The sequence below is a fragment of the Glutamicibacter sp. MOO4 genome, assembly GCF_056934395.1.
This window is the reverse complement of the sequence record NZ_CM167800.1, coordinates 1,146,001-1,169,282: the sequence shown is the minus strand read 5'-3', so window position 1 is coordinate 1,169,282 and position 23,282 is coordinate 1,146,001. Positions and strand designations below refer to the sequence as shown.

Annotated in this window: 25 protein-coding genes; 15 read left to right on the top strand and 10 right to left on the bottom strand. The window is 54.2% G+C overall.

Annotated features, from left to right (window positions below):
• The first annotated feature begins 41 nt into the window (after positions 1 to 41).
• From AC1Z3F_RS05325 to AC1Z3F_RS05305, 5 genes are all read left to right on the top strand, one after another.
• A complete protein-coding gene (locus tag AC1Z3F_RS05325) occupies positions 42 to 416 on the top strand; it encodes a HesB/IscA family protein (RefSeq protein WP_131088216.1) in 375 nt (124 codons plus the stop codon).
• Positions 417 to 630: 214 nt separating this feature from the next.
• The gene (gene ctaC / locus AC1Z3F_RS05320) at positions 631 to 1,512 is read left to right on the top strand and encodes an aa3-type cytochrome oxidase subunit II (protein WP_131088215.1); all 882 of its coding nucleotides are present in this window, start codon (positions 631 to 633) and stop codon (positions 1,510 to 1,512) included.
• A gap of 5 nt (positions 1,513 to 1,517) precedes the next feature.
• Positions 1,518 to 3,236 (top strand): aa3-type cytochrome oxidase subunit I, encoded by a 1,719-nt coding sequence (ctaD, locus tag AC1Z3F_RS05315; protein ID WP_131088214.1) that lies wholly within the window; start codon positions 1,518 to 1,520, stop codon positions 3,234 to 3,236.
• A 2-nt stretch (positions 3,237 to 3,238) separates the two neighbouring features.
• A complete protein-coding gene (locus AC1Z3F_RS05310; RefSeq protein ID WP_262197778.1) occupies positions 3,239 to 3,640 on the top strand; it encodes a cytochrome c oxidase subunit 4 in 402 nt (133 codons plus the stop codon).
• 109 nt (positions 3,641 to 3,749) lie between these two features.
• The gene (locus AC1Z3F_RS05305) at positions 3,750 to 4,532 is read left to right on the top strand and encodes a GntR family transcriptional regulator (RefSeq protein ID WP_262197779.1); all 783 of its coding nucleotides are present in this window, start codon (positions 3,750 to 3,752) and stop codon (positions 4,530 to 4,532) included.
• A gap of 419 nt (positions 4,533 to 4,951) precedes the next feature.
• Here the strand turns inward: AC1Z3F_RS05305 and qcrB are convergent, their stop codons facing one another.
• From qcrB to ctaE, 4 genes are all read right to left on the bottom strand, one after another.
• On the bottom strand, positions 4,952 to 6,622 hold the full coding sequence (qcrB, locus tag AC1Z3F_RS05300; RefSeq protein WP_131088211.1) for a cytochrome bc1 complex cytochrome b subunit: 1,671 nt from the start codon (positions 6,620 to 6,622) through the stop codon (positions 4,952 to 4,954).
• A 2-nt stretch (positions 6,623 to 6,624) separates the two neighbouring features.
• On the bottom strand, positions 6,625 to 7,674 hold the full coding sequence (qcrA, locus tag AC1Z3F_RS05295; RefSeq protein WP_131088210.1) for a cytochrome bc1 complex Rieske iron-sulfur subunit: 1,050 nt from the start codon (positions 7,672 to 7,674) through the stop codon (positions 6,625 to 6,627).
• Between the two features lie 64 nt (positions 7,675 to 7,738).
• The gene (gene qcrC, locus AC1Z3F_RS05290) at positions 7,739 to 8,533 is read right to left on the bottom strand and encodes a cytochrome bc1 complex diheme cytochrome c subunit (RefSeq protein ID WP_131088209.1); all 795 of its coding nucleotides are present in this window, start codon (positions 8,531 to 8,533) and stop codon (positions 7,739 to 7,741) included.
• 76 nt (positions 8,534 to 8,609) lie between these two features.
• Complete coding sequence (gene ctaE, locus AC1Z3F_RS05285) at positions 8,610 to 9,248, bottom strand: aa3-type cytochrome oxidase subunit III (RefSeq protein WP_262197783.1); 639 nt, start codon at positions 9,246 to 9,248, stop codon at positions 8,610 to 8,612.
• A gap of 286 nt (positions 9,249 to 9,534) precedes the next feature.
• Here ctaE and trpD point away from each other — a divergent pair, with 286 nt between their 5' ends.
• Positions 9,535 to 10,602 carry an anthranilate phosphoribosyltransferase gene (gene trpD, locus AC1Z3F_RS05280; protein WP_262197784.1) on the top strand — a complete coding sequence of 356 codons (1,068 nt, stop codon included), beginning with the start codon at positions 9,535 to 9,537 and terminating at the stop codon, positions 10,600 to 10,602.
• Positions 10,603 to 10,680: 78 nt separating this feature from the next.
• On the opposite strand, the gene AC1Z3F_RS05275 is transcribed toward trpD, so the two are convergent.
• Positions 10,681 to 10,962, bottom strand: coding sequence for an Lrp/AsnC family transcriptional regulator (locus AC1Z3F_RS05275; protein ID WP_131089764.1), 282 nt, complete (start codon positions 10,960 to 10,962; stop codon positions 10,681 to 10,683).
• Between the two features lie 161 nt (positions 10,963 to 11,123).
• Here AC1Z3F_RS05275 and AC1Z3F_RS05270 point away from each other — a divergent pair, with 161 nt between their 5' ends.
• Complete coding sequence (locus tag AC1Z3F_RS05270) at positions 11,124 to 11,720, top strand: sigma factor-like helix-turn-helix DNA-binding protein (RefSeq protein ID WP_131088206.1); 597 nt, start codon at positions 11,124 to 11,126, stop codon at positions 11,718 to 11,720.
• The gene (locus tag AC1Z3F_RS05265; protein ID WP_131088205.1) at positions 11,721 to 12,263 is read left to right on the top strand and encodes a hypothetical protein; all 543 of its coding nucleotides are present in this window, start codon (positions 11,721 to 11,723) and stop codon (positions 12,261 to 12,263) included. It abuts the gene before it with no gap.
• On the opposite strand, the gene AC1Z3F_RS05260 is transcribed toward AC1Z3F_RS05265, so the two are convergent.
• Entirely contained in the window at positions 12,243 to 12,626 is a 384-nt protein-coding gene (locus tag AC1Z3F_RS05260) for a DUF3054 domain-containing protein (RefSeq protein ID WP_131088204.1), read from the bottom strand. The two genes, AC1Z3F_RS05265 and AC1Z3F_RS05260, sit on opposite strands and share 21 nt — an antisense overlap.
• A gap of 141 nt (positions 12,627 to 12,767) precedes the next feature.
• On the opposite strand from AC1Z3F_RS05260, the gene AC1Z3F_RS05255 reads away from it, so the two are divergent.
• Positions 12,768 to 13,727, top strand: a complete 960-nt coding sequence (locus tag AC1Z3F_RS05255) for a bile acid:sodium symporter (RefSeq protein WP_131088203.1) — start codon at positions 12,768 to 12,770, stop codon at positions 13,725 to 13,727.
• Positions 13,728 to 13,875: 148 nt separating this feature from the next.
• On the opposite strand, the gene AC1Z3F_RS05250 is transcribed toward AC1Z3F_RS05255, so the two are convergent.
• Both AC1Z3F_RS05250 and AC1Z3F_RS05245 read right to left on the bottom strand, forming a co-directional pair.
• The gene (locus AC1Z3F_RS05250; RefSeq protein WP_131088202.1) at positions 13,876 to 14,337 is read right to left on the bottom strand and encodes a DUF3817 domain-containing protein; all 462 of its coding nucleotides are present in this window, start codon (positions 14,335 to 14,337) and stop codon (positions 13,876 to 13,878) included.
• A gap of 665 nt (positions 14,338 to 15,002) precedes the next feature.
• Positions 15,003 to 15,353: an ArsR/SmtB family transcription factor gene (locus tag AC1Z3F_RS05245; RefSeq protein WP_131088201.1), complete on the bottom strand. Its 351-nt coding sequence runs from the start codon at positions 15,351 to 15,353 to the stop codon at positions 15,003 to 15,005.
• 318 nt (positions 15,354 to 15,671) lie between these two features.
• On the opposite strand from AC1Z3F_RS05245, the gene zapE reads away from it, so the two are divergent.
• From zapE to AC1Z3F_RS05215, 6 genes are all read left to right on the top strand, one after another.
• Positions 15,672 to 16,724 (top strand): cell division protein ZapE, encoded by a 1,053-nt coding sequence (gene zapE / locus AC1Z3F_RS05240; protein ID WP_131088200.1) that lies wholly within the window; start codon positions 15,672 to 15,674, stop codon positions 16,722 to 16,724.
• Positions 16,721 to 17,362 carry a peptide deformylase gene (gene def / locus AC1Z3F_RS05235; RefSeq protein WP_131088199.1) on the top strand — a complete coding sequence of 214 codons (642 nt, stop codon included), beginning with the start codon at positions 16,721 to 16,723 and terminating at the stop codon, positions 17,360 to 17,362. The genes zapE and def overlap by 4 nt, the downstream gene beginning before the upstream one ends.
• Positions 17,362 to 18,213: a putative RNA methyltransferase gene (locus AC1Z3F_RS05230; protein ID WP_131088198.1), complete on the top strand. Its 852-nt coding sequence runs from the start codon at positions 17,362 to 17,364 to the stop codon at positions 18,211 to 18,213. Before def ends, AC1Z3F_RS05230 begins: the two co-directional genes overlap by 1 nt.
• Before the next feature lie 103 nt (positions 18,214 to 18,316).
• Positions 18,317 to 18,793, top strand: a complete 477-nt coding sequence (locus AC1Z3F_RS05225) for an NfeD family protein (RefSeq protein WP_131088197.1) — start codon at positions 18,317 to 18,319, stop codon at positions 18,791 to 18,793.
• Positions 18,794 to 18,851: 58 nt separating this feature from the next.
• Positions 18,852 to 19,781 carry an SPFH domain-containing protein gene (locus AC1Z3F_RS05220; RefSeq protein WP_131089763.1) on the top strand — a complete coding sequence of 310 codons (930 nt, stop codon included), beginning with the start codon at positions 18,852 to 18,854 and terminating at the stop codon, positions 19,779 to 19,781.
• Between the two features lie 185 nt (positions 19,782 to 19,966).
• Positions 19,967 to 20,314: an RNA polymerase-binding protein RbpA gene (locus AC1Z3F_RS05215; RefSeq protein ID WP_131088196.1), complete on the top strand. Its 348-nt coding sequence runs from the start codon at positions 19,967 to 19,969 to the stop codon at positions 20,312 to 20,314.
• A 182-nt stretch (positions 20,315 to 20,496) separates the two neighbouring features.
• Here AC1Z3F_RS05215 and AC1Z3F_RS05210 read toward each other — a convergent pair whose 3' ends face one another.
• Entirely contained in the window at positions 20,497 to 21,225 is a 729-nt protein-coding gene (locus AC1Z3F_RS05210; RefSeq protein WP_483566714.1) for a polyprenol monophosphomannose synthase, read from the bottom strand.
• Between the two features lie 411 nt (positions 21,226 to 21,636).
• On the bottom strand, positions 21,637 to 23,235 hold the full coding sequence (locus AC1Z3F_RS05205) for an amidohydrolase (RefSeq protein WP_262197791.1): 1,599 nt from the start codon (positions 23,233 to 23,235) through the stop codon (positions 21,637 to 21,639).
• Positions 23,236 to 23,282 lie beyond the last annotated feature (47 nt).

The following is a 23,282-nucleotide window of genomic DNA, read 5'->3' as shown; positions in this document are numbered from 1 at the left end:
CTTGAAGCTGAAGCCATAACTAGCAGTAATGGGAGGAAATCATGACTGTAACTGTTGACCAGACCAAGGGTGACCCAACCGAGTTGCCAACCCATGAGGTAAACATTTCCGATGTGGCCGCAGACAAGGTGCGCTCATTGTTGGAGCAGGAAGGCCGCGACGATTTGCGTTTGCGCATCGCCGTTCAGCCAGGCGGCTGCTCGGGCCTGATCTACCAGCTCTACTTTGATGAGCGCATGCTCGATGGTGACGCTGTGCGTAACTTCGATGGCGTAGAGGTCATCGTAGACAAGATGAGCGTCCCATACCTTGCTGGTGCATCCATTGACTTCGAGGACACTATCTCGAAGCAGGGCTTCACCATCGATAACCCTACGGCTTCCGGCTCTTGCGCCTGTGGAGACTCCTTCCACTAGGTCTTAGGGAACTAACGCCGCTGTTCAAACGTTGAAGAAATTTCTCGTTAGAACAGCGGCGTTTTTCGGCATTCTGACCCCTGAGAGGGTAAGCTCTACGTTAAGTAGTAAAACTATGTTTCCTCTTCGTGAGCCACCTCACTGTGCAACTCGTTTAACCACGAGGTGACTTATGAAGACCACATTCTGCACCAACAAAGAGGAAGGGCCGTCTGTGAGTTCGCAAGACCGAACCGGCAGTCGCGGGTCTGCTAAAGCCAAAGTTTTGGCTTTAGTCGGCACTGGCGCACTGCTTTTGACGGGATGTTCAGCGGAGGCAAAACGCGGTTGGCTCCCCAACGTGGAGCGCGACACCACCAACCACACCGGTGCAATCCAGGATTTCTGGGTTCACTCGTGGATCGCCGTGGTAGTCATCGGTGTTTTGACCTGGGGATTGATGCTCTGGTGCATCGTCGCCTACCGCCGCCGTAAGACTGACACGGGTTACCCACGTCAGCTGAGCTACAACATGCCACTGGAGATCTTCTACACGGCCATTCCTTTGGTCCTTGTTCTAGTCTTCTTTAGCTTCAACAACACCCTTGAGAAGAGCATCAACAAGCCGGTTGATTCTCAGCTCGTCGTAGACGTTCGTGCCAAGCAGTGGTCTTGGGACTTCAACTACACCTACCAGGGATCTGAAAAGCACTTCACCGGCACTCAGGCTCACCTGCACACCGACGGTTCAGAAGGTGCTCGTGAAGAGCTGCCAACCTTGTACTTGCCAGCTGGCAAGTCGGTACAGCTAGATCTGAACAGCCGCGACGTCATCCACTCGTTCTGGGTACCAGCCTTCTTGCAGAAGCTGGATATGATCCCGGGCAAGACGAACCATATTTACCTCACCCCACAGGTTGAAGGTAACTATGACGGTAAGTGCGCCGAGCTCTGCGGTGAGTACCACTCCGAAATGCTGTTCAACGTCAAGGTTGTAAGCGAGTCCGAATTCAAGGCTCAGCTTGCAAAGATGGACGATGGACACATCGGTGAAGAGTACGACCGTCAGCCTGACGCAGTAAACGGCAAAGTTGTAGAGCACGGGGAAGGAGAGTAATCGCTATGTCAACATTTGAATACGCTTCTGACGACTTCAAGTCGGTTACCTCGGCCGTGGTTCCAAAGTCGAAGGGTCGCATCTTCGTCGACTACATTACTTCGACTGACCACAAGAAGATCGGGTACATGTACCTGATCAGCTCGTTCATTCTGTTCTGTGTAGGTGGCGTTATGGCGCTGCTGATTCGTGCAGAGTTGTTCCAGCCAGGTATGCAGATCCTGCAGACCAAGGAACAATACAACCAGCTGTTCACCATGCACGGCACCGTCATGCTCCTGATGTTCGCAACCCCGCTGTTTGCTGGTTTTGCTAACGTCATGATGCCACTGCAGATCGGTTCCCCAGATGTGGCCTTCCCACGTCTGAACGCTTTGGCTTTCTGGTTCTTCGCTATGGGCTCGGCAATCGCGCTGGCCGGCTACCTCACCCCACAGGGTGCAGCAAGCTTCGGTTGGTTCGCTTACGCTCCACTGTCGAACACCACCTTCTCGCCAGGCGTTGGCGGAGACCTTTGGGTCTTCGGTCTAGCACTGTCGGGCTTCGGTACCATCTTGGGTGCCGTCAACTTCATCACCACGATCATCTGCCTTCGTGCACCTGGTATGACCATGTGGCGCATGTCGATCTTCTCGTGGAACACCTTGATCACTTCATTGCTGGTCCTGATGGCCTTCCCACCGCTGGCAGCTGCGCTGTTCGCTTTAGGTGCTGATCGTCGCTTTGGTGCTCACATCTTTGATCCTGATAATGGCGGTGCAGTCCTATGGCAGCACCTGTTCTGGTTCTTCGGACACCCAGAGGTTTACATCATTGCGCTGCCGTTCTTCGGTATCGTCTCTGAGATCTTCCCGGTCTTCAGCCGCAAGCCGATCTTCGGTTACAAGGGTCTGGTCTTCGCGACCATCTCGATCGCTGCATTGTCGGTTTCCGTGTGGGCACACCACATGTACGTCACTGGCTCGGTAATGCTTCCGTTCTTCGGTTTCATGACCATGCTGATCGCTGTACCAACCGGTGTGAAGTTCTTCAACTGGATCGGTACCCTGTGGCGCGGTTCGATTACTTTCGAAACCCCAATGCTGTGGAGCATCGGCTTCATGATCACCTTCTTGTTCGGTGGTTTGACCGGTATTATCCTTTCGGCACCTGCGCTGGACTTCCACGTTTCTGACTCGTACTTCGTGGTGGCACACTTCCACTACGTGGTCTTCGGTACCGTTGTCTTCGCAATGTTCGCTGGCTTCTACTTCTGGTGGCCAAAGTGGACCGGCAAGATGCTCAACGAGCGTCTTGGCAAGATTCACTTCTGGATGCTGTTCATCGGCTTCCACGGAACCTTCCTGATCCAGCACTGGTTGGGTGTAATGGGTATGCCACGTCGTTACGCCGACTACATGCCTGAAGATGGTTTCACCACCATGAACCAGGTTTCGACCGTATTTGCATTCATTCTTGGTGCCTCCATGATTCCGTTCTTCTGGAACGTATGGACCACCTTCCGCAATGGTGCAAAGATCGACGTAGACGATCCATGGGGCTTTGGTGCTTCGCTGGAGTGGGCAACTTCTTGCCCACCACCACGTCACAACTTCCACTCGATTCCACGCATCCGTTCAGAGCGTCCAGCTCTGGACCTGCACCACCCGGAACTGAGCGGTCGAGTTACCCCTGAATCGCCGGCTGCAAAGATCTTTGGCCCTGCTGACCAGAAGGATCTGTAACGATGAAAGTTGAATCCTGGATTTTCCTAGGTGGCGTTTTCTTCTTCGCCCCTATTGCAGTCGTTTACGGCTACATGACCAACTGGAGCGAATGGGTTGGGTTCATGGCATTGCTAATGCTCGTGGGCCTGTCCGCCATGGTTGGTTGGTACCTGATGTTCACCGCCAAGCGCGTCGGGCTTCGTCCCGAAGACCGCGTTGATGGTGAGATCCACGAGAACGCCGGTGACATCGGAATGTTCTCGCCATGGAGCTGGTGGCCACTGGTACTTGCCGGTTCCGCAGCGATCGCCTTCTTGGGCGTCGCCGTTGGCTGGTGGGTCTTCTTCATCGGCGCAGGTTTGTCGATCGTAGGTTTGACCGGCTGGGTTTACGAATACAGCCGTGGAGACCACGCACACTAAGCAGTACTCCTAATGGGGTGACAAGCAATTGCTTGTCACCCCATTAGTCTTTTAACATCAGTAGGGTCGACACCACAGTCTCGGCTTAGCTCGAATAGAAGGGTCAAGCATGCGCCATGCACCACAGCCGAAAGTTGAGGCTCAGCTTGATCCGCAGAGCAAGCAGAGCAAATACCGGCAGATCAGAGAAATCCTGCGGACCCACGCGCGCGAAGCCTGCAAGCCAGGGTACAAGCTACCGCCCGAGAGAGAACTCGCTGAACACTTTTCGGTGGCCCGTAAGACCATCAGGCAAGCTATTGATGCCCTAGTTGATGAACAGGTGCTCAAGCGTGTCGTTGGCATTGGAACATTTGTTGTGCCAGAGAAACTGGATTTACGGGTCAGGCTGCATTCCTACTCCGAAGACATGATGCGCCGTGGCATGGTCCCGGATGCTCACGTTCTCGCATTCGCGGAGATCAAGTCCAGCCCGAACCTTGCCCTGCAACTCATGGTTGAGGAGGGGGCACCCGTGGTGCAGTTTAAGCGCCTGCTGTTGGCCGACGGTACTCCCATGAGTTTGGACGAAAACTATATGCCGGCGGATCTAGTTCCAGGCTTTGTCGACGGCGAACCGCCATCAAAGTTGTATCAGGCGCTGCACGAGCGCTACGGCATCCTTTTGGAGTGGGGTGAGGATCAGGTCGAAAGTACAGCAGCAAGCAAGTCACAGGCGCATTTGCTGGGCGTAGAGCCAGGCTTCCCACTGTTGCAGATCACCCGCTATGCGTATATTGGCGAGCGACTGGCCGACTACTCGGTCTCGCTCTACCGTTCGGACCGTTACAAGCTCTTTGTACCGCTACAGCGTGTTGGAACCCGTACGCCGCGTTACACCGAGGCGTACTGACACCACTGCTCTAAAACTTTCCCGTCTCGTAGCTAGAAGGCTGTGGGCTGCTTTTGATGAATCAGCTGGGGGAGTCACGCTGAGAGAACTGTCTGGCTCAGCTGCCTGCTCCCGGGCTCACCCTGGACTAACTACGGACGAGTTGGTCATCACGTCCAATCGGGACTGTTGCCCTGGTCCAGACTTGCTCGCTGCCTGAAATTAGCATCCGTGTCGCGTTGAGGCAGGTGGGTCAGCCTTCACCAGTTCCTCAGACGCCCCTGGTCCGCTTCACGAGCCTGCGCAGACACCGAAGCACCCGGTGGCTCATGCATCCCCGTTACCGGCGCGCAGGGGGGACGCTGTGGCTTTGGGAGTTAAATAAATGAGGGACACACCGTTTGGTGTGTCCCTCATTTAGTGACTAACGCGAGTCGGAATTACTTCTCGATCGAGTCTGCTTTGTTGCCCTCAACCTCATGGTGACCGTGAGCAGCATGTGCTGCTTCCAGTTCCGATGGGGTAACAGGAGCAACACGATCTTCGAAGAAGAACTTCGAGATCATTGCGCGGCGCTTCTCCGAACCGGAGACGTGGCCAGCGGCGTCAGGCTCTGCCGGGATGTACTGGCGATCCACGAAGTTGGTCAAGAGGTAACGCTTGTACACGTCAACCTCTTCGTGCTTCTCAGTGAATGCACCTTCAGGGGACATCTGGATGATGCCAGCTTCACGGCCGTGCAATACGATCTCACGATCCTTGCGCTGCAGCGAGAGGCAGATACGACGGGTCAACCAGAAGGCGAAGATTGGGCCTAGGAAGAACAGTGTACGCAACCAGTACGTCACATCGTTCAGTGACACATGGAAGTGCGTTGCGATCAAGTCAGAGGATGCAGCTGCCCACATCACGCTGTACAAGGTCACACCGGCCATACCCATGGCGGTACGGAACGGAGCGTTACGCGGACGATCCAGCAAGTGGTGCTCGCGGTTGTCCTTGGTTACCCAACGCTCAATCCAAGGCCATGCGAACATCACCATGAAGATTGCGCCAGCAGGAACCAGTGCAGGCAACAGAACCGAAAGAACCAGAGTGTTGGTACCCCATGGGAATGGGATGTTCCACTCGAAGCTGAAGTTTCCAAGAACACCTGGCATCAAGCGCAGGGCGCCGTCAACAAAACCGATGTACCAGTCAGGCTGGGTACCAGCCGAAACAGGGGATGGGTCGTATGGTCCGTAGTTCCAAATCGGGTTGATCTGGAACAGGCCAGCGATCAGGGCAACGATGCCGAAGACGATGAAGAAGAATCCACCGGCCTTTGCAGCGTAAACCGGACCAACTGGGAAGCCAACAACGTTGTCGTTGGTGCGACCTGGGCCTGGGTACTGAGTGTGCTTGTGAGTCACAACCATGAACAGGTGGATGACGATCAGCAAGATGATCACTGCAGGCACAATCATGATGTGCAGTGAGTAAAGACGCTGGATGACATGCTCGCCTGGGAACTCGCCGCCGAAGAAGAACATCGACAGGTAAGTACCAACGATTGGCAGTGCCTTCATAACGCCATCGATAATGCGCAGACCGTTACCGGAAAGCAGATCATCGGGAAGGGAGTAACCGGTGAAACCAGCGGCCATACCCATAATCAGCAGAACGCCACCAACAACCCAGTTCAATTCACGTGGGCGACGGAATGCACCGGTGAAGAACACGCGGAGCATGTGCACGGACAGCGAAGCTACGAAGAGCAATGCCGACCAGTGGTGTACCTGACGCATGAACAAGCCACCGCGAACATCGAAGGAGATGTCCATAGTGGATGCCATAGCCGTGGACATTCCAAGGCCCTTCATTGGCACGTACGAACCTTCGTAGACCACGTGGGCCATCGATGGATCGAAGAAGAAGGTGAGGAAGGTACCCGAGAGCAGCAACAGTACGAAGGTGTACATTGCCACTTCACCGAACATGAATGACCAGTGATCTGGGAAGATCTTGCGACCGAATTCCTTGACGATGCCTGAGGCACCAACGCGGGAATCAACAAAATTCGCAATACGACCGGTGGTGGTCGCTGGGGTGTATTCGTTAGATGCACTCATGATTAGCCACGCTCCCAGTAGGCTGGGCCAACAGGCTCGTGGAAGTCACTCTGTGCAACCAGGTAGCCGTCAGCGTCAACGGTGATTGGCAGCTGAGGTAGAGCGTGTCCAGCCGGTCCGAAGACAACCTTGCATTCCTGAGTCAGGTCGAAGGTCGACTGGTGGCAAGGGCACAGCAGGTGGTGCGTGTGCTGCTCGTACAGTGCGATTGGGCAACCAACGTGGGTGCAAATCTTGGAGTACGCAACGATACCGTCAACGTTCCAGTCTTCACGGCCCTCGGAGATCTGCATTTCAGCTGGATCCATACGCATCAGCAGTACAACGGCCTTAGCCTTCTCATTGAGAGGGTTCTCGGTCTCGTTGATGCCTTCAGGTACAACGTGGAATGCCGAACCGATCTGAACATCCGATGCCTTGATCGGGGTGCCCGATGGATCGCGGGTCAGACGAATGCCGGTGTCCCACATGGTGTGGCGCATCTGGTCAATCATCTGGTGAGCGGTCTTACCGGTACGGTCCAGGTCGCGGAACATGAACACGGCTGGAATTGGAGCCAAAGCGATGGCGCCAATCAGGGTGTTGCGGATCAGCGGACGACGCTTGATACCGGATTCTTCGATGATGGTGTCTACGATCTCAACGGCATCTTGGCGGTCAGCCTCAGAGGTGATCTCGTGGCGCATTTCCATGAGCTCGTGATCTGGCATCAGGGTCTTTGCCCAGTGGACAATACCCACACCGATGCCGAGCATCGCGAAGCCAGTGCCGAGGCCCAAAGCAGCGTTCTGCACACGCAGTTCAGCGAAGGACATCTCGCCTAGGCGGCCCAGGACGAAGTAGGCCACGAAGAAGAAGAGCGTGCCGATGATGGAGATGGTAAATAGGAGCGCTACTTGACGCTCGTGTCGCTTGGCTGCGCGCGGATCGCGATCTGCGAGACGCGGACGATGGGGTGGTAAGCCTGGATCTGGGAAACGATCCTGAGCTACATCGTCAGCCTTAGCAACGGTGCCCGAGTTTTCGGGACTGCCGTGACTATGGTCGCCCATGTTTCTCTCTCATCCTTTTGTTAGGAATTTATGTACGTAGTGATGTTGCGGCTTGCGCCGCGCTTTAGGAAGGACGCGAGGTCAACCAAATGGTGAAGGCGATGATGATACCCAGACCAGCGGTCCAGGTGAACAGGCCTTCAGCAACCGGGCCCAAGGAACCCAACGCAGCGCCGCCAGCCGAACCATTAGCTTCAATGGTCTTCAGGAAGGTGATTACGTCACGCTTCTCGTCTGGGGTGATGTTGGAGTCGTTGAACACTGGCATGTTCTGTGGGCCGGTAGCCATCGCTTCGTAGATGTGCTTCTCGGTTACGCCCGTCAAAGTCGGAGCGAACTTACCACGGGTCAGTGCACCACCGGCTGCAGCAGCGTTGTGGCACATTGCGCAGTTCACGCGGAATACCGTTCCACCGTGAGCGGCGTCGCCCTCGGTGGTGTCTAGGTACTCTTCATCCGGGACAGACGGACCTGCACCCAAGCTGGCAACATAGGCTGCCAACTGAGAGATCTGCTTGTCGTCGAACTGAGCTGGCTTGGCCTGAGCCTGTGGGCCCTGCATCTGCATTGGCATACGGCCGGTGCCGACCTGGAAGTCAACAGCCGCCGCGCCTACGCCGATCAGCGAAGGACCGGAGTCAGAACCTTCGGCATGCATGCCGTGGCAGGTAGCACAGTTGGCGGCGAAAAGCTTTTGACCAGAGTCAACATCGGACTGCGATGCTGCGGTGGTCTCCGCGGCCTTCGCTTCGCTAATGTTTCCTGCTGCGGTGTAGAGACTGCCGGTAATCAGCAATCCAAACAGAAGCAGGGCCACAGCGGCGAGCGGGTGGCGGCGCTTTTTCGAAAGAGCCTTCACTTGCTGGTTCCTCACTTAGTTTCTTAGGTGTGATGTTGCCGTACTTCTTGTTGAGGCAACCTATTACTAAAAGCTGCTACTTCAAGAAGTAGATGATCGCGAATAGCGCGACCCAAACAACGTCAACGAAGTGCCAGTAGTAAGACACGACGATGGAACCCGTTGCTTCAAAGTGACCAAACTTCTTAGCCAACATTGCACGACCAATGATCAGCAAGAAAGCAATCAGGCCACCGGTCACGTGAATACCGTGGAATCCGGTGGTCATGTAGAAGGCCGAAGCGTAGGAGTTCGAGTTTAGTGCTACACCCTCGTGAACGAGGGTGACGTATTCAAAAGCCTGGACCGAGACGAAGATGGAACCAAGGATGAAGGTAAGAATGAACCATTCAATCATTCCCCATTCCTTGAAGTTAAACAGTCCGCCGGAACGACGAGGCTTGAATTCTTCGGCACGGAACACACCAAGCTGGCACGAGAATGAGCTGGACACCAGAATCAAGGTGTTAACCAGCGCAAACGGCACGTTGAGTTTGGCAGTTTCATTCGCCCAGAGTTCGGGCGCGGCAGCCCGGAGGCTGAAGTACATGGCGAAGAGGGCGGCGAAGAACATGAGCTCGCTGGAGAGCCACACCATCGTTCCCACCGACACCATGTTTGGGCGGTTCGGCGCATGTGGCGCCGTCGTATTTGGGGCATGAGTCGCAGTTGTCACACTGACATTATGTCTCTAAATGCCCCTCAGATACCAATGCAAAAAGGCGTTGTCGGAGGTTTTTTGCGCCACATAGGGACAACATCCGCGGAAACACGCGGAAGTATCGAGAAAACTCTTTCTACAATTCGTAGAGCTTGAACCGGCGAGTCTGGCGAAACAATCGCTTAAGCAACAGATGCGTGTCCTATTTATCCCTGATCCCTCTAGGGATTTAGCGACTTATGCCACACCATCTGGCTTCACGAATTGGGCTACTACCGGCTAGCTAGATAGGCTTTCATTTGTGTCAACGAGCCTTGAATACGAAAAGTTCCCAACGTGGCCAGATCTTCTGGCTACCCTGATCAGCGGTGGCGATCTCAGTCGCGAGCAGGCCGCTTGGGCCATGAATGAGATCATGAGCGGCGAAGCCAGCGATGTTCAAATCGCCGGCTTCCTCGTTGCGTTGCGTTCAAAAGGCGAAACCGTTGCCGAATTGACCGGTTTGGTCGACTCAATGGTGGCCAATGCACGGCCATTAAATATTGTCGAACAAACTCTGGACATTGTTGGAACCGGCGGGGATCGTCAGAACACCGTAAATATCTCCACCATGGCCACCCTGGTGTGCGCCGGTGCCGGTATCAACATAGTTAAACACGGCAATCGCGCCTCTTCTTCTTCATCAGGATCCGCTGATGTTTTGGAAGCTCTAGGCGTTCGCCTCGACGTACCAATCGAGCGCCTTGTAGAGGTGTATGACAAGGTTGGAATTGCGTTCTGCTTTGCCAACGTATTCCACCCCTCGATGCGTCACGTGGCCGGGGCCCGTCGACAATTGCGCATCCCTACCGCGTTTAACTTCATGGGTCCGCTCACCAATCCAGCACTACCTTCAGCTTCTGCGGTCGGCTGTTCGGACCTCGTCATGGCGCCGATCATGGCCGGTGTTCTAGCCAGCCGAGGTTCACGTGGCCTGGTATTCCGCGGAGAGGATGGACTCGACGAGCTGACCACAACATCAGCTAACCAGGTCTGGGAAATACGCGATGGAAAGGTCACCCAGTTTGCCTTTGACGCTGCAGACCTAGGGATCGACCGGGTTACTATCGAGCAGCTACGCGGCGGCGACGCTGTACACAATGCACAGGTTGTAAAGGACATTGTCTCTGGTTCCACTGGTCCAGCGCGCGATGCAGTATTGCTTAATGCAGCAGCCGGCATGGTTGCCTACGACAGCTCTAGCGAGGGCAGCTTCCTTGAACGGATGCGAACTGCCATGGACCGGGCAGCCAATTCTATCGATTCAGGCGCAGCCAAGGCCGTGCTGGAATCATGGTCAAAAACTACTCAGGAGATCGTAGGGGAGTAACCACACCTTCTACATACAAGGACGCCCCTTAGTTGTTTGGTTTACAAACAACTATGGGGCGTCCTTTGTGCGTTGTGATTAGTCGTCAAGACCCAGGGAGAACGCCGCTTCAAGGTCGTGATCCGAGTAGGCGCGGAAGGCAATATGCGTTTGGGTGCCTCGAATGCCGGGAATCTTGGAGAGCTTATTGGCGATTACTTCAGCCAAATCTTCATGCTTGTGCACCCGAGCCACCGCGATCAGATCCCAGTCACCAGCGACTGAATAAACTTCACTGATCCCGGGAATGGAGGAGATCTGCTGTGCACACTCTGGGATGCTGTCAGTTGCCGTCTGAATCATGACGAATGCGGTGACCATTGCTGCGCCTTTCACTACGTGGTCTCCATCGTGAAGACCCATTACTTAGTTTCAACTCTAGTCGAAAATGAATAATCAGCGAGCCTGCACCGACTCGAATCGAAAGCTCTTTACAGGCTTATAAATTGGTATATCCACTTACAAAGTTATATGATTGTTGCATGATTGTACTTACCATTGACCAGCGGCGTTCCAGATCCTCCGAGGACAAGGTTCAAACACTCATCGAGCAGGCGAACGCCACCGTTGCGGTTGTCCGCCAATTTGAGCGTACCGCTGGTGATGAAGTTCAGGCTGTATTGGATGACGCGTCCGAAGCAATCAGGCTGGCAGTCATGATGGCAGCTTCGGGGGACTGGAGTGTCGGACTAGGTTTCGGCCAAGTGGAGACCCCGCTTCCTAAGGAAACTCGCGCCGGCCGCGGACCTGCCTTTGAATTCGCCCGCGTCGCCGTGGAGCGAGCAAAAAATACCAACGCTCACGTAGCGGTACATGGCCCGTCCCACGAAGCCACTCGACTTGAAGCAGAGCTTCAGCTAACTGCCTGCATCGTTTCCAAGCGACGAGCGACCGCTTGGGAGGCCGGTACTTTGGCTGACGAAGGTCTAACCCAACAGCAAATAGCAAAGGAACTGGGCATCACCCAGCAAGCGGTCTCATCTCGTCTGTCTGCCGCGTTATGGTTTGAAGCTAACCGCATGATGGATGAAGCGGCCAAGTCGCTAACAAGGCAACTGAAAATGCTGGGGGAGTCTTAGATGTTTTGGATCGCGTGGAGCAGCCTTGGACTGGCCACCATTCTTTCCTGCTTGGCTGCCTACTTTGGATCATCTATCGGCAAACGCGCGGGCACGCGAGAATTTCTGGTCGTCGCGGCCGGAATCCTAGCAATCGTTTCCGCTGTCGTTGCGGCCGTAACCGACTCAGTGGCACAGGCCTCAAACGTTCCGGCGTTCTACGTCATCGTCCTGTCCTCAATATTTGCTATCAGCTTCGGTGGACCCTTTACGGAGCTCGTGTTCCGCCTAGCAGCCAAGAATGACTCAACACTTGTTAAAGACGAATCCGACCCATCACCACTACGAGGAGGTTTATGGATCGGACTCTTAGAACGCGCCGCAATTGTTAGTACCCTATGGGCTAGCTGGCCTGAAGGCATCGCTATCGTCATGGCGATCAAGGGGCTGGGACGATTCTCAGAATTGAAGGATCACCGAGCCGCCGAGCAATTCATCCTGGGTACATTTGCCAGCGGGCTGATCGCAGCGGGTTCTTACGGGCTAGGCCTTTTGTTGTTGTGATCGCTTAGCGATCCATGACGTTACCGCGCGACGCCCAATCAAGAAGACCCCGAGGACAATCAGGGTCACAATGACGAACGAGAACGCCGCAGTTTTGCCCATCATGATCCGTACGACCATACCTATGGCTACCGTTCCCAGCCACACGAGAATTCCCGAGGGCCAGAGCTTGTTGATGGTCAGCCAAGGCTTGGACACAAGCGTCATGATGACGTAAGCAATCAGGAACGGCAACGCAGTCAGCAGGATCCCGCCGAGGCCCAAGCCATGTTCATGCTCACGGCGCCCAAGCGTCGCGAAAAGAATAATGAGAACAACGTCAATGACGGCCAGCATCGGCCATTTGCTGAGATTTTGCTTCATACACTCATCTTAGAGTCGTAGCCACTTCGCTAAGAAAGCCATGGCGAAGACTTGCCTGTTGACTCAGACACACGAGACGCGGATTCATTGCGGCTGACTACGGCGCCATACCCGAACCCCACGTCAACTAGCATTAGTAGCATGAAGGCATGGCCGGGCAGCGCGTGGATACAGCAGCATCAGATTGCGCTCTATCTCATTGCTATCCTCGCCGGATGTCTCATTGGGGAAGTAGCACCAAGCTCAGCGTCAGCCTTTTCCTTAGCCGTCAATCCGCTTCTTGGCATCCTAATGTTTTCAACGTTTCTGGGCATTCCATTGCTTGGCCTGCTTGATGGTCTTCGAGACATCAAGTTCATTGGTTCGCTGTTATTGGTGAACTTTGTACTCGTTCCCTGCCTTGTGCTGCTGGTGACCCGGATTATTCATATCGAGACTGCTGTGCTCATCGGTGTTGTGCTGGTGCTGCTGGCTCCTTGTGTTGATTACGTCATCGTCTTTTCTGGCATTGCCGGGGGAGATAACCACAAGCTGCTGGCCGCCGCACCATTGCTGCTCGTGCTTCAGATGCTTTTGATACCTATCTACATGTATCTGATCGTTGGGAAAACGTCGTTGACCGTTTTCACACCGGGTCCATTTCTCCACGCGCTCGTCACGCTAATCCTGCTACCGCTAGCCCTCGCCTGTGCCATGCAACTATTAGCTTCACGATTCAGCTGGGCCGGCCGCGTCGCACCACTTGCCGATTACCTCATGGCGCCAATCATGATGATGACATTACTGGCTGTTATTGCTTCACAATTTCATTCGATTTCATCCCAGCTCGGGGAGTTGCTGACACCGATCTTCGTCTTCGCCTTATTCGCCCTTGTAGCCGGGATCCTCTCAGTACTGACTGGCAAAGCGTTCGGTCTGACTACCCGTTCGCTACGCGCGCTGACATTCAGTGGGGTTACTCGAAACTCTCTCGTTGTGCTCCCGATTGCCCTAGCGTTGCCCGCTGAATTCGCATTGACTTCTTCTGTTGTAGTCACACAGACGCTCGTAGAGCTGATGGCCATGCTGCTGATGATCAAAATAGTTCCTCGAATGATCTAGATGAACGCTTTCATGAACAAATAACTAGCGTTAAACAGGAAGTGACCTGCCTGAACGTCATAACGGCGTTCAGACAGGTCACTTCCTATTTATCTAGAGGCAATGAGGGCACATTTCATAAATTGTGCGCCATAGTGTCAACTGATGATTAGCTGCGTCCGCCAGGAGGCCCCATGACCAGCATGGAGGAAAACACCCCAACGATGACTACGAACAAGATGACGGCGGTGAGAACTGGACGGGCCACTAACCACCTCATGAGCGAGTCCATCCAGGACTTATCGCCCGGGTGATCCGTGGCGGTAGTGCGCCACTGACCGTCCAATTTACCGTTGCGTTCAAGCCATTTGTCGAAGGGGATAGTTAGGAACGGAACGATGGACGTTGCGGCGGCGCCAAGAATAAGGCGCTTCCTCCAACGTTGGTTCATACCAACAAGAACTGCAGTGGCGATGTAGGACAGGAAGACAAATCCATGAATGAACCCGGCAATTGATACCGGCCAATCACCGACTTTGATTCCGTATTTGAGAATCATGGCCAGAATTAACAGAGTCCAAGTGATCGCTTCTGCACGCGCGACAGTTCTGTATAGAGCGCTAGGTGACATGGTCTGGCGTCAGTCCTTGAAAGATAGGGGAGTACTACTCGAGTTTGAGTTCTCAACAACCTTATCGCGTGAACTCCTCGCCTTTGAATGAGACAAATTTTTTGAATCAAACGACTGTGAGAGATCCCGTCACATAGCTGCCTAGCAACCAACACCTCGAGGCTGAGGTAAGTTCCGGACTGTCTTGGTTATGAGTTCTCAGATTCTCAATCTCGTGCACGTCATTGCAAGTGCAATTAACGTGGACCCGCGAACACATACCCATACGTCGCCGGATCGGTGTTGTCGAGCGTTCGACTCCCAGATTGTGAACTGGCAAGGATCTAGGGTTTCAGTCGCTGGTTCAGCGTTTCGTTTACTGGCGGGCACACACCACTGTCGTAACCGATGAGCTGCCGCACGAATCAAGCGCAGCAAGACCTGCGTTCGTTGGACATGTGCGTATCTAGGTTCACCAACACGTCAGGCAGTCGCGAGGAAGGTATTGAGTGATCGGTGTTTAGATGCTTTATCAACGTTTGAACGCCTAGATGACCCTCAATGGGGAACAGCCAGTTTTCCACTACTTTACATAATGTAGATTATCGGCTTATTGATAACCTGCGCAGAAGTACGTGATCACCCGCCCAGATACATGGATACGACGCTTCGTGAGCAACAAGTTTTTACGCTTCGGAATCCTGTAGTGCGAGCCGATGTCCAGCAAAGTCCACGGTCTGATAAATGAACTGGCGGGTTCGTTCGTCATGCATTGAATAGATTGTGTGTCGACCAACCTTTGACGTTTGCAGAACGTCAGCAGCACGAAGCTTCGTCAAGAACTGACCTGCGACCGTTGGACTCACACCAATTTGCTGAGCCAGTTCTGGTAACGACATGTCACCTCGACACAACACCCACAGCATTTGAAGCCGCAACGGATCAGCCATGGTCTTGAGCACGAGAACACTCATTTCCAATAGATCCCTCGGGATCATTCCTTCTTGTGTCTCCAGGACACCAAAGTCACTGGTCATCGATCTCACCCCTTAGATTCATTCCTTAGGATCATCACCGTTGAGCCGTGGGTGGTAGTCCTTTCGAGTCCGTCCATTATGGTCACGCGCGCCGATAAAGCGATAGGTCTTGCCGAAATTCGCCTAGAGTCTCCGCTCACCCCACTAAACTCGCCAGCACTCCCCTGCATAAATCAACCTGTATGACATAACATAAAGGTAAGTTGACTAGAGATTTTACAGACCCACTGACTTGGTCACGCGCTTTTCACCGATTGGATCGCCACCGTCCGAACCTGCGAAATTGGATGCTAAGCGCGAGGGTGGCAAAATTTAGCTATGCCCGATTCGTTGCCTGATGTTCCCGTGACCGAACTCGGCGTCACCCGTATCCTCCATGCCCTCAACGCTCAAGGAATTGACCTTGACCAAGCGCAACGCGAACTCGTTGGAATCTTGGGACGATTCATTCACGCTGATACCAGCAATGATCGACAGGGCGTATATATCTACGGGCCACCAGGCCGCGGCAAGACACTAATCACCAACACATTTGTCGCGCTTCAATCGTCCAGAACCACCAAGCGATTTCACTTCCATGAGTTCTTTCAGAAACTGAATTCCCCGGTCAATCGAGTCCCGGGTCAGCCGATGGGAGCCATCTTCTCACAAGGACTCGAGCGAGAATTAGCTGGCGTCGAGTTGCTCGTTTTTGACGAATTTCACTGCACCGAACCAGGCGACGCCATGCTCATGGGCAAACTCGTCAAGTATTGCCGTGAGCACGGCATCCGACTGGTCACCACCTCAAACTACGAACCCGAGAAGTTGTTGGATGATGACACCTTCCACCATCTAGTTAAACCAATTATCGAGAACATCCGCTTGAACTTCGAGGTCTTTGAACTCGATAATTCATTGGACTATAGGCTCGTGGACAACGGCCACTCAGGTGAGCGCACCGGATTCCGAGCCGGCTCACTGACCTTACTCCCCCAGGAAATTCTTGCCTCTGAACAGGCCACATGGGTTGAGATTGGTTATGACCGTATCCAAGCCACTGGAGTCGAGGACGACACGATATGGATCAGTTTTGATCAAATGTGCCGCACCCGTCGAAACACCGCTGACTATCTAGAACTCGCCAATAGATACTCGCATTGGCACATCAGTGAGATTCCATCGAGCGACACTATGGCAATGGATGAGGAACGCAGGCTCGCTAACCTCATAGACGTCTTCTACGACAAGGATGTCGAAGTACATCTGTACGCTGAAGATGATTTATCCGGGCTTGGCCACATGCTTCACGACACCGAAAAGGCCCGACTGACTTCCCGTCTAACCCAACTCAAACGCAGCGAACACGAACGGACAAGCGCTTCTCGATGAACACCGACTACACAGCTCAGGAAATCCAAGACCTCGTTAGCGAAGTACTTGAGACAGCGGATGAAAACGGCGTACTGCCGATTGTTCAGCTGGGACATCCAGTTCTTCGACAACGCGCTACCGCCTACAACGGTCAACTTCCAACGCAAATGCTTGAAGAACTTCTCGAGGCGATGCGCCAGACAATGTATGACGCGCCTGGCGTAGGGCTAGCCGCGCCACAGGTTGGAATCCCTCTGCAGATTGCTGTGTTGGAAGATCTTTATCCAATTCCAGAATCCAGCGCGCTAGAACGTGAGCGGGAACCGTTGGAGTACTTTGAAATCTTCAACCCGAGCTTCGTAGCTACCTCTGACCGCCAAGCTGAATTCTTTGAAGGCTGCCTATCCTTCGACGGATTCCAGGGAGTCGTAACCAGGCCGGCAGACATCACTGCCAGCTTCGAAGATCGTGAGGGGAAAGAACAGTCGAGATCCTTTAGCGGATGGCAGGCACGTATCGTTCAGCACGAAACTGACCACCTCTTTGGCACGGTCTATGTAGACAAAGTCGAAACTCGTTCGCTCATCAATGAGAGCGAGCTTTGGCACCATGATGATCTAGATGTCGCTACTGCCCGACGGGTACTAAATTTCTAATGACCAACACCTCAACCACCGCAACCTGTCCTGTCTGCGAGCTAGAGCTGGTCTTCAGTGGCAAACAGCGTAAGACGTTGATCTGTTCAAACGGTCATCGATTTGATGCGGCCAAGCAAGGGTATTTCAACTTCCTTACCGGGAAGGGGACGAACTTCCTTGAAGACACTTCCCCAATGGTTCAGGCACGCGATGCCTTCCAGTCCAAGGGACACTATGCTCCGCTAGCGCAACGACTAGCAGCGCTGATCAACGAGCATCATCACAGCGACGTACTGGAAATCCTCGATGCCGGTGCCGGAACCGGCTACTACTTAGCTGAAATCCTCAAAGCCTCGCCAAGCACTCATCAGGATGCTCTTGCCCTGGATATCTCGCGATACGCGATGCGTCGTGCGGCGAAGGTGCCTGCTACTTTGGCGATGGTTTGGGACGTTTGGCGTAAGCTCCCAACGGCCGACGCATCACGCGATGTCGTGCTTAATTGCTTCGCCCCGCACAATCCTGCTGAGTTCCGCCGGGTATTACGGGCCAATGGATTGTGCCTAGTAGTTACCGGAGAGCCTGGACATCTCCAAGAAGTCATTGAGCCGCTAGGCATGCTTTCTGTTGCCGAGGGAAAGCAAGAATCCCTGACTGAAAAGTTCGGCTCCGAACAGCTGCGCCATATCGCATCCGAAAATCTGAGCTACACGATGAGCTTGGATTCTTCAGACCTATTCAACCTGGCCTTCATGGGACCGGCAGGCCACCATCTGTCCCCCGATACGTTGCGAGACAAAGCTGAAGCGTTGGGCACTCAAGAAGTCACCGCATCCTTTGGAGTACACATTTTCGCTCCGAGCGCCTAGAAGATACCCCAAAATGACTACTCATTTATGGGAGCGTGTACGGCAGAATATAAGAAAGGCCAAAGCTTCTGGTCCTTGTCTTATGAGAAATTAGGTGGATTCCATGACTACAGCGGAATGGATCATAAGTAACGCGTGGGTCATTTGGCTCGCGCTGTTCTTGCTGCTGGCCATCATCGAGATGCTCTCTCTAGATCTCTACTTCATCATGCTTGGCGTCGGAGCCCTCGGCGGTGTCACTGTTGCACTGCTTAGTGGCCCGTTGTGGTTGCAGGTAGTTGTTTTCTGCCTTGTTTCTCTCCTCATGATTTTGCTCGTTCGCCCCATCGCGATGAAACACATAAAAAAGTCACCTGTCGGTTATCGAACCAACATCGAACGACTTATCGGTGCGGACGCTCTCATCCTTGAACCAACTTCGCGCCTGTCAGGTTCGGCAAAAATTCAAGGTGAAACCTGGACGGCACGGGCAGAACCAAGTGTGCCGACAATGTCGCCTGGTACCTATGCCGTAGTTTCACGTATTGACGGAGCAACCGCCTTCCTGACGTCGAAGCCCGCTGATCAAGCGGACGTCTAGAGCTAGCTCAACTGCTATTTACCACTCATCACCCAGCACAATGAAAGTGAGTATGACCATGAATAACAATGGTTTTGGCTTGTCTGTTGTGCTTGTCGTTTTGGCAATCTTCGTGATTGTCGTTCTATTGCGCAGCGTACGAATCGTGCCTCAGGCACGAGCTGGCATTGTGGAACGTCTCGGCAAGTACAACCGCACTTTGAACCCCGGCTTGACGATTCTGATCCCATTTGTGGATCGCCTCTTGCCCCTGCTGGACCTGCGCGAGCAGGTTGTTTCGTTCCCACCACAGCCGGTGATCACCGAAGATAACCTGGTTGTCTCCATTGATACCGTGGTCTACTTCCAGATCACCGAGGCACGTGCAGCTACGTACGAAATCGCCAACTACATCCAGGCTGTCGAGCAGCTTACGACCACAACGTTGCGTAACGTGGTCGGCGGCTTGAACTTGGAACAGGCGCTAACCAGCCGAGACCAGATCAATGGTCAGCTTCGCGGCGTGTTGGATGAAGCTACCGGCAAGTGGGGCATCCGTGTTTCCCGCGTTGAGCTGAAGGCTATCGATCCTCCCCTGTCGATCCAGGACTCCATGGAAAAGCAGATGCGTGCAGAGCGTGACCGCCGTGCTGCGATTTTGACCGCTGAAGGTACCAAGCAGTCCTCGATCCTTACCGCCGAAGGTCAGCGTCAGGCTGAGATCCTCCGAGCCGAAGGTGACGCGCAGTCCTCCATCCTTCGTGCTGATGGTGAAGCTCAGGCTATTCAGAAGGTCTTCGACGCAATCCACGCGGGCCGTCCGGATCAAGAGTTGCTGGCTTACCAGTACCTGCAGACCCTGCCCAAGCTTGCCGAAGGTACCTCAAACACCTTGTGGGTTATCCCAAGTGAGCTCACCGAGGCCTTGAAGGGCATCGGCGGAGCTTTAGGTGGAAACGGTGCTGCTTCAGCTCCGACTCCCCCAGCTGCCCCACGCACTGACGTGTAGTAGTAACAGCTTAAATAACTAGATCGCGCTCTGCGGCGAGGTGCATGCTTTGCGCCTCGCCGCAGACGCGTATAATGGATGTTTTGGTACTTAGTGAAAGTCAGCTGCTTGTCGGCTGGAATTATTTCCGGATATCAAACGTTGGTACGTGTAGCGAATTCTTTAAACATCGCGGAGGAAAAAACATGAGCGATCGCAGCCTACGAGGCATGCGCCTGGGTGCACAGAGCATGGAATCTGAGGCAGGTGTGGAGCCGGCTGCCCGTCAGCGCGTGGAATACCGTACCGAGGACGGCGAGACCGTCTTCGTTGTCTTTGCAGCAGAAGCTGAAATTCCAGCCGTTTGGCACACCAAAACGGGCAAGGAAGCCAAGCTTGTCCACGGCGAAGCTAGGGCAGAAGAAGCTAGCAACGAAAAGCCAGTTCGTACCCACTGGGACATGCTCCTCGAGCGTCGCAGTGAAGAAGAGCTGGAAAAGACTCTGGCAGACCGCCTGACGCAGCTTCGCGCTGCTCGCGGGGAATCAGCCTAACTTCTCCCCCAGCAACGGACACCGTCGAGTACAGCGTCCGTTTCGGAATCGTTTGAGGGGCCGGTGCCGCAACTAATAGTTGCAGCACCGGCCCCTCAGATGTTTCTAGCACTCACAATGCGCTGTGCTTAAAAGAAAATGGTGCGCACCCGTTACCCGGGCGCGCACCAACTTCTACAAATTTACTTCTTTGAGGCGAGCTTCTTCCAGCGTGCACCCATGCCCCAGCGAGTCACGTTCCACATTGCTTCAAAAACAATATTGCCGCTCATCTTCGAAGCGCCAAGTTCACGCTCAACGAAGGTTACTGGAACCTCAACGATTCTCTTGCGCAGCATGGCTACGCGGAAAGTCATATCAACCTGGAAGCCGTAGCCACGTGATTCGACGGCGTCAAAGTCAATGGCTTCAAGCGTCTCACGCTTGAAGGCTCGGTAGCCTGCGGTAATGTCACGCAGTGGCAAACCAAGCATGGTGCGGGAGTAGAAGCTACCACCACGGGAAATGATCTTACGCAGCAGTGGCCAGTTCACAACCTCTCCACCCTTGACCCAACGCGAACCGATCACCAGGTCTGCGCCAGCGGCGCTTGCTTCGAGCAGGCGCGGAAGTTGCTCAGGCATGTGCGAGCCGTCAGCATCCATCTCGACAAAAACGTCGTAGTCGCGAGCCAAGGCCCATTCGAAACCAGCGATGTAGGCAGCGCCCAAACCGTCCTTGCCCGTACGGTGCAGCACATGGATGTTTGCGTCATCAGTTGACATCTTGTCGGCTAGTTCACCGGTGCCATCAGGTGAATTGTCGTCGACGATCAATACATCCGAATCCGGAACGGCGGACCGCAACCGTCCTACTGTTAGCGGGAGCGACTCCAGCTCGTTATAGGTCGGGATGATGGTAATGACGCGCACTCGGCGGCACCTTTCTGGGTATGCAACAAGAATGTTCTCCCTGCCCGGCAGCTGAGACAAAACATTGTCAGATATTGCTACGGATAGAGATAGTCCAAACTCAAAGTATAGTCATCAATTGCTCGTGAAGCCGGCGTAGACACTGGATTAAACAGCGATCCTCAGTGACTTCGGCCCTATCTCGCGCGCCATAGGCACGCAAAATGTTATCTAAGGTCACTGAGGATCGTTGTTCAACTTGCGTCGTATCGAACGCAATGCTTGTGCATCACGAAGAGGCGCTTAGTTCAGCCTAGTGGTTACCCCACCCACACTGTCAACCGTCTAATGACTTCAGTCTTTATCTAGACGACTCAAGTCAACGTAGGTTTCCTAAAAATGTTAAGGCTGAAGTCAAAGTTTTACTTTAAGCTAATTTTGAGTTTCGAGGTTGTCAAAAATCGTCACGCCGGCACGCACCGTACGCAGGCACTCAGGGATTTCCTCGTCCACTACCGGCAGCATAGGCGTACCAGCGCGGGCATCTGTGCTCCACGAACTAATGCGAACGTCCGGGGTCTGCACGGCCAGTTCTGATGCGGTCCACACGGCGAAGGTTGCTTGCGCGCCAATGGCTAGTTGTCCGGCCAACGGGTTCATCTCCCCCATCGCACGATACGTGGATCGAGTCTGGGCAAGGAATGCTGCACGAGCCGAAACCCGTCCCTGGGTGTTAGACATATTCATGGCCGCGCGCACCACCTGCCAACCGTCAACCTCGGTGACTGGTGCATCAGAGCCAAGGACCATGGGAACGCCGGCAGAAAGCATTGCCGAGAGGTTATTCATGGACTCGGCGCGCTGCCCCAGCCTCTGAGCGTACATGCCGTTCGAACCACCCCAAGCGTGATCGAAAACTGGCTGCATGGACACGGTGATCGCATACTGCAGCAGTCGCTGACGCGTAACATCATCAACCATTTCGACGTGCTCCAGGCGGTGCCGGGCCATCTGGAGTTTAGGAACACCGATTTCTTGTGCGGCCAGATCAAATCCGTCCAGCACCTCATCCAGTGCACCATCACCAATAACGTGGAAGGAAGCCTGGATACCTCGGCTGCTACAAGCCACAAGGTGAGCGGCGATTTCTTCCTTGTTTAGGTACAGCGTGCCGCGTTCCCCGGCCTTGTCGCTGTAGTCTTCGCGCAGGTAGGCGGTGTGGCTACCTAGTGAGCCATCAACTTTCAGGTCCCCACCAATACCTAGCAAACGTCCCTTAGGGAACGAGCTGAAGAGCTCGTCTGCGGTGTCTGCGTCACTAACAGCTTCGCCCCAGAAGGCATAAACCTGCGGAAGCTTTGGCTGGTTATCGGCCAGTAGCTGATCTAGGGCAGCGCGACCCTCAAGGTGCGGGGCAGCCATCTCCACGACGGTGGCAAAACCACGCGATGCATAGTGTGCCAGTGCCAAACGCTGGAATTCATGATCCGCTTTTTGTGCCTTGGCAATCGCCAAACGTACGTCGTCGTGATCAGCTCCGGCTACCACGCCTGGCTTCAGGTGACCCAGCCCAAGGAAATCAAGCAGTTCCCGGTTGACCAAGGCACTGTGAACATCACGGCGCGAAAGATAGTAGGCACGACCGTCGGCGGCGCTGGTGAGGTCGTTAGCCTCTGGCAGAGTTTGGTCTTCCCAATCGGAATTGTCCCAACCCTGCGCAAGAACTACCTTGCTGGATTTCTGACCCTGAACGGCAACCAAGGACAGCAAAGAGCTTGCCGAAGTTGCTGAACTTAAGTCAGCACCCGAAAGAGTGCGTCCTAAGGCGGCCAGGTGGGTGTGGGACTCAACGAAGGCCGGAGTCACCAATGCGCCTCGCAGGTCGATGACCTCATCGACATTCTCGGCGTGGCGGTCTGCTGCGTCCTCACCGCCAAGCCATGAAATAGTGTCGCCATCTACAACAATGGCGGTCGCAAACGGATCCGCGGCTGAATAAACTGCCCCGTTTCGGTACAGTGTTTTTGCCATCAGTGTGCTCCCTTTTCTTGTGCACCGATTAGTAAGTTTTGATTCGC